Below are 4,988 nucleotides of genomic sequence, written 5' to 3'. Positions count from 1 at the left end.
CGGCGGTTTCGGCGCGGCCGCAGGTGGCGGGGCCGGGGCGGGCGGCTCGGGCGCCGGAGGAGAGGGAGACGGTGGTGCCGGCGGCTCCGGGGTCGGCGAAGGCGGCGGGGGTTCTGGGGGTTCGGGGGTGTCGGAGGGCGGCTCCTGCGGGGGCGGGGGCGGTGGCTCGGGGGTGTTCGGGGGCTCGCAGCCGTCGGCGGGGCCGCCGCCGATCTCGATGTCGATGCACAGGCTGATCTGGGGCGTCGGCGTCGGGTGGGCCTGTGCGGCGGCGGGGAAGCCGAGCATCACGGCGGGCAGTGTGAGAGCCGGTAGCGCCAGGGTCGGCAGCAGCGTCCGGCCGGGCGGCCTGCGGAGGGGCAGCGCGCGCACCGGCAGGGTGCGGGCCCGCCGCACCCGGGCCGGGGCGGCGGCGGGGCGGGGGCGCATCAGCCGCCTCCCGCGATGCGCTGCAGGTCGGCGTGCAGGCCGGTGAAGGCCTCGGGGCCGACGGCGAGGGCGCCGCTGAACACGTGGGAGATGTCGACGGTGAGGTAGGCCCCGGCGGCGAGCAGCGCCGCCATCAGCGACAACGGCACCAGCGTCATGCCGCGCGGGCGGGCGCCCGCGAGGAACGGCAGCAGCAGGACCACGGCGCCGGTGACGAGGGTGACGCCGAGCAGGCCGGCGGGGGGCGTCGTCCGGGCGTCCATGGCGCGCTGCCGCCGCGCCGCGGAGATCTCGCCGAGGTGGTCCAGGACGGCGCTGCGGGCGTCCTTGGCCTCGTCGGTGCCGGCCTGGACGGCGATGACCTCGCGGCGGAGCCGGTCGAGGTCGGTCCAGCCGCGGGGGCTGAGCCGGCCGTGCCTCATCAGCCGCCACTCGGGGCCGCGCACGAGTTCGACGTAGGCGATGAGCCCGTCCTGGACGCGCCGGGCGTCGGCCGCGGGGAGGCGCTGGGCGGCCCAGTACGCCTCGGAGATCGCCTGGCTCTCGGTGTAGGTGTTGGAGCGGGCGGAGTCCGACGTCGTCCACGGCACGACGATGGCGATGGCGAACGCCAGCAGGAACAGCGCGGAGAGCATCGCGCCGGTGTGGGAGTTGGTGGGGCCGTCGGGGGCGGCGTCGTCCACGGTGCCGCGCGCTCGTCGTACCAGCCGGCTCGCCGTGATGACCACGCCGACGGCGCAGGCCGCGGCCGCGAAATAAACGATCATGCCCCTCCCGGAATCGGTCCGTCCGTGACCAGGGGTGAGCATAGCTTTACTCATTGTCGTTGTGTGATGGGTTGTCGCGGACCGTCACCGGGGGGTGACATGACCGCTCGGAGGGGGAAGATGGGGCTGGTCGCCGGCGGAAGGTGGCGGGAGATGTGCCGCTAGTTCTTGTGGAATACGGTGTCCGTGCCGGAAGATCTCCCGTAGAGAACTCGGTATGAAGGATGATTGTTAGGACCGGCCTGAGAGGGGCGGCTGCGTGAGGGGAGACGGCAATGGCGCCGCAGGGAAAGCTGGACCTCGACCCGGAGGCGGTGCGCACCGCCCGGCGCCTGGCCGCCCGGGCCGCCGAACCCATCATCGACATGGCCCGCTCCCACACCACCGTCTCGGTCGAGCGGGCTCTGCTGAGGCTGGCCGGCCTGACCGGCGCCGACGATGAGGGGCGCCCCTGGGCCAACCACCTCGCCGACGCCGTCCGCGACCAGGTCGGCCTGGAGCACGGGCTCGCCCTGCCGGTCTGGGACGCGCTGCTGGCCGGTCCGCACGGCTCCCTGGACGACCTGGCCCGGGCCGCCGCCCGGGGGCGGGTGTCGTTCCGGCTGCCGTCGGGCGCCGACGCCGAGCACGCCCGCAAGGCCGCGGGCGAGGCGGCCCGCGGCGGCATGGCGCGCATCGACCGGCGCCGCGCCGAGCGCGACCGGCTGCTGGCCGAGCTGCCCACCCCCGACCGGGCCGACCCGCCCCGGCCGCTGGTCTACCTGATCGTGGCGACCGGCGACATCTACGAGGACATCCCGCAGGCGCAGGCCGCCGCCCGCGAGGGCGCCGACGTCGTCGCGGTGATCCGCTCCACCGGGCAGTCGCTGCTGGACTTCGTGCCCGAGGGCGCCACCCGGGAGGGCTACGCCGGCACCTACGCCACGCGGGAGAACTTCCGGCTGATGCGCTCGGCCCTGGACGACGTCTCCCGCGAGCTCGGCCGGTACGTGCGGCTGACGAACTACGCCTCCGGGCTGTGCATGCCGGAGATCGCGACGCTGGCCGGGCTGGAGCGCCTGGACATGATGCTGAACGACTGCATGTACGGCATCATCTTCCGCGACATCAACCCGCGCCGCACCTTCATCGACCAGCGGTTCTCCCGGCAGATCCACGCCCGCGCCGGCATCGTCATCAACACCGGCGAGGACAACTACCTCACCACCGCCGACGCCGTCGACGCCGCGCACACCGTGGTCGTCAGCCAGCTGCTGAACGAGCGGTTCGGGCACGAGGCCGGCCTCGCCGACGACCAGCTCGGCCTCGGCCACGCCTTCGAGATCAACCCGGCGATCCCCGAGTCGTTCCGGATGGAGCTGGCGCACGCCCAGCTCGTCCGGGAGCTGTTCCCGGGCGCGCCGCTGAAGTACATGCCGCCGACCAAGCACATGACCGGCAACATCTTCGCCGGCTACCTGCTGGACGCGTTCTTCAACCTCGCCGGCGTGCTGACCGGGCAGTCGATCATCCTGATCGGGATGATGACCGAGGGCATCCACACCCCCTGGCTGTCGGACCGCGACCTGGCGCTGGAGAACGTCCGCTACGTCCGCGACGCCTGCGGGAACCTCTCCGAGGACTTCATGCCCCGCCCGGACGGGATGCTCGTCCAGCGCGCCAAGCAGGTGCTGTCGGAGTCGGTGGAGCTGCTGGAGCGCATCGCCGACGACGGGCTGCTCGACGCGATCGCCGAGGGCACGTTCGGCGTCACCCGCCGTCCCGCCGACGGGGGCAAGGGCCTGGACGGCGTCGTCCCGCGCGCCGACGGCTACTTCAACCCCGCCATCGAGATCCTCGACACCGAGGACCCCCACGCCGCCCGATCCACCGCCGCCGACCAGGAGGTGCCCGCATGACGGTCGAGAGCCCCGGAACCGGTACCGGGACCCAGGCCCCCGCCGAGCCCGCCGACACCCGGCAGGTGATCCGCCCCTACGGCGACACCACCGGCGACGGCATGGTGCAGATGTCGTTCACCCTTCCCGTCCCGGCCGGCAAGCGCGCCGAGGCGGCCGCGCTGCAGCTCGCGGGGAAGATGGGCCTGGACCCGGCCAGCGTCGTCCACGCCAAGCCCATGGGGCCCCACTTCACCTTCTTCATCGTGTACGGCAAGGTGCGGCACCTCATCGACTACGCCTCCATCCCCGTCCCGGAGGAGCGCGCCTACCCGCTGCTGTCGTCCCAGGAGGTGAACCTGGCGATCCGCGAGGCGCTGAACCGGCGGCTGGTGGTCGTCGGGGCCTGCATCGGCACCGACGCGCACACCGTCGGGATCGACGCGATCCTCAACGTGAAGGGCTTCGCGGGGGAGAAGGGCCTGGAGTACTATCGGGAGATCCAGGTCGTCAACATGGGCGCCCAGGTCACGGTCGAGGAGCTGGTGGAGCGCGCCAAGGCGGAGAACGCCGACGCGGTCCTGGTGTCGCAGGTCGTCACCCAGCGCAACGCCCACCTGCACAACACCAAGCAGATGGCGGCGGCGTTCCACGCCGAGTACCCGACGGCGGTGGCCGGGGGCATGGGGCGGCCCCTCCTGGTCGTCGGCGGCCCCCGCTTCGACACCGTCACCGAGGCCGATCTCGGCGTCGACCGCATCTTCGGCAAGGGCACGACGCCCGCCGAGGTCGCCAGCTACCTCGTGCACGCCCTGCTGCCCGGCGAGCACCGCCCCACGACGATGGAGGAAGAGTGAGCGACCCCCGTGAGGGACTGACCGTCACCCACCGCCGCTACATCCCCTACTCGCACGCCCACTACGCCGGCGACCTGGTCGACGGCGCCTACGTGCTGGGGCTGTTCGGGGACGTCGCCACGGAGCTGTGCGTCCGCACCGACGGCGACGAGGGCCTGTTCGCCTCCTACTCCGACGTGCAGTTCCGCGCGCCCGTCCGGGCCGGGGACGTCCTGGAGACCACCGCCGTGCTGGCCCGCGCCGGCACCCGCAGCCGCGTGATGGACTTCGAGGCCCGCGTGGTATGCCGGGGCCGTCCCGACAAGGGCGAGTCGGCGGCCGAGGCGCTGGCCGAGCCGATCGTCGCGGTCACCGCGACCGGGACCGTCGTGGTCTCGGCCCCGGGAGGCTGACCGGCGCGCACGTGATCGCGTGCAGGGCGTTCGGCGAAATCGCCGAACGCCCTGATCATGGTTTTGAGCTGGGTTAACACGGAGTAGCCGCAGAACATGCGGCGGTTGACAAGGTGGCGGAAGCCGGTAGTTTTGCTGCAGTCCAGCACGGGACTCACCGATCGGCCGCCCGAGGGGCCGCCGGGCGCCGCGCCGCGACGGGGACGGGGATCACGCCAGTGGTCGCCACCGTGCCCGCCCGAGCCAGCGCGGTGATCCGCGGCCGTGTCCGGGCGGAGCCGTCCGATCGTGCGGGGGGTTGGACCCGGGAAGGGCCCGGACATCCAGTAGAAAACGGAGCCTCGTTCTCACCGCCTGTGGGACGACTCCGGCCCGACGGATGTCGCGGGCCCTCCTCCGTGTCCGGCCCCCGTGCCGGCCCCGATCAGCTCTGTGACCGGCCCCGTCGCCCGCCTCGGCTCCGCACCAGGTGAGCCGCCCTTTTCCCGTCGCGACCTGGGCCCATGGTCGCCGCGGACGCCCGGGGCCGGTAGCGTTCCGGCAGAGACCCAGAGTGAACGAGGTGGGACGTGGCCCAGGAGACCCTCCCGGACCGGTCGCCGGCGGCGGGGCCGGGCGACGGCCCGGGCGGCGAGCCCGGCGCCGGGGCGCCGAGCGGGCGGCTCG

Annotated in this window: 4 protein-coding genes and 1 pseudogene; 3 read left to right on the top strand and 2 right to left on the bottom strand. The window is 73.5% G+C overall.

What is annotated here, in order from left to right:
• Together ABWI04_RS41620 and ABWI04_RS41615 are read right to left on the bottom strand one after the other, a co-directional pair.
• Positions 1–429 (bottom strand): annotated as a pseudogene (locus tag ABWI04_RS41620) (hypothetical protein); the annotation flags it as partial.
• A complete protein-coding gene (locus ABWI04_RS41615; RefSeq protein WP_345183052.1) occupies positions 429–1,196 on the bottom strand; it encodes a bestrophin-like domain in 768 nt (255 codons plus the stop codon). The gene ABWI04_RS41615 and the pseudogene ABWI04_RS41620, both read right to left, overlap by 1 nt.
• Before the next feature lie 275 nt (positions 1,197–1,471).
• Between ABWI04_RS41615 and kamD the strand changes: the two genes are divergently transcribed.
• The 3 genes from kamD to kal are packed head-to-tail and all read left to right on the top strand — an operon-like array spanning position 1,472 to position 4,322.
• Positions 1,472–3,094 (top strand): lysine 5,6-aminomutase subunit alpha, encoded by a 1,623-nt coding sequence (kamD, locus tag ABWI04_RS41610; RefSeq protein ID WP_345183053.1) that lies wholly within the window; start codon positions 1,472–1,474, stop codon positions 3,092–3,094.
• On the top strand, positions 3,091–3,930 hold the full coding sequence (kamE, locus tag ABWI04_RS41605) for a lysine 5,6-aminomutase subunit beta (RefSeq protein WP_345183054.1): 840 nt from the start codon (positions 3,091–3,093) through the stop codon (positions 3,928–3,930). Before kamD ends, kamE begins: the two co-directional genes overlap by 4 nt.
• Entirely contained in the window at positions 3,927–4,322 is a 396-nt protein-coding gene (kal, locus tag ABWI04_RS41600; RefSeq protein WP_345183055.1) for a 3-aminobutyryl-CoA ammonia lyase, read from the top strand. Before kamE ends, kal begins: the two co-directional genes overlap by 4 nt.
• Positions 4,323–4,988: the final 666 nt, after the last annotated feature.

Origin of the sequence: Actinomadura sp. NPDC000929 (assembly GCF_040492065.1) — a bacterium.
In the GTDB taxonomy this organism is placed as follows: domain Bacteria; phylum Actinomycetota; class Actinomycetes; order Streptosporangiales; family Streptosporangiaceae; genus Spirillospora; species Spirillospora verrucosospora.
The sequence above is the reverse complement of the archived record's forward strand: the minus strand, read 5'-3'. Positions and strand labels throughout refer to the sequence as shown.

Bases quoted from the DNA above. Each gene is read 5' to 3' on its own strand.
- ABWI04_RS41615 (WP_345183052.1), bottom strand. From the start codon at position 1,196: ATGATCGTTTATTTCGCGGCCGCGGCCTGCGCCGTCGGCGTGGTCATC.
- kamD (WP_345183053.1), top strand. From the start codon at position 1,472: ATGGCGCCGCAGGGAAAGCTGGACCTCGACCCGGAGGCGGTGCGCACC.
- kamE (WP_345183054.1), top strand. From the start codon at position 3,091: ATGACGGTCGAGAGCCCCGGAACCGGTACCGGGACCCAGGCCCCCGCC.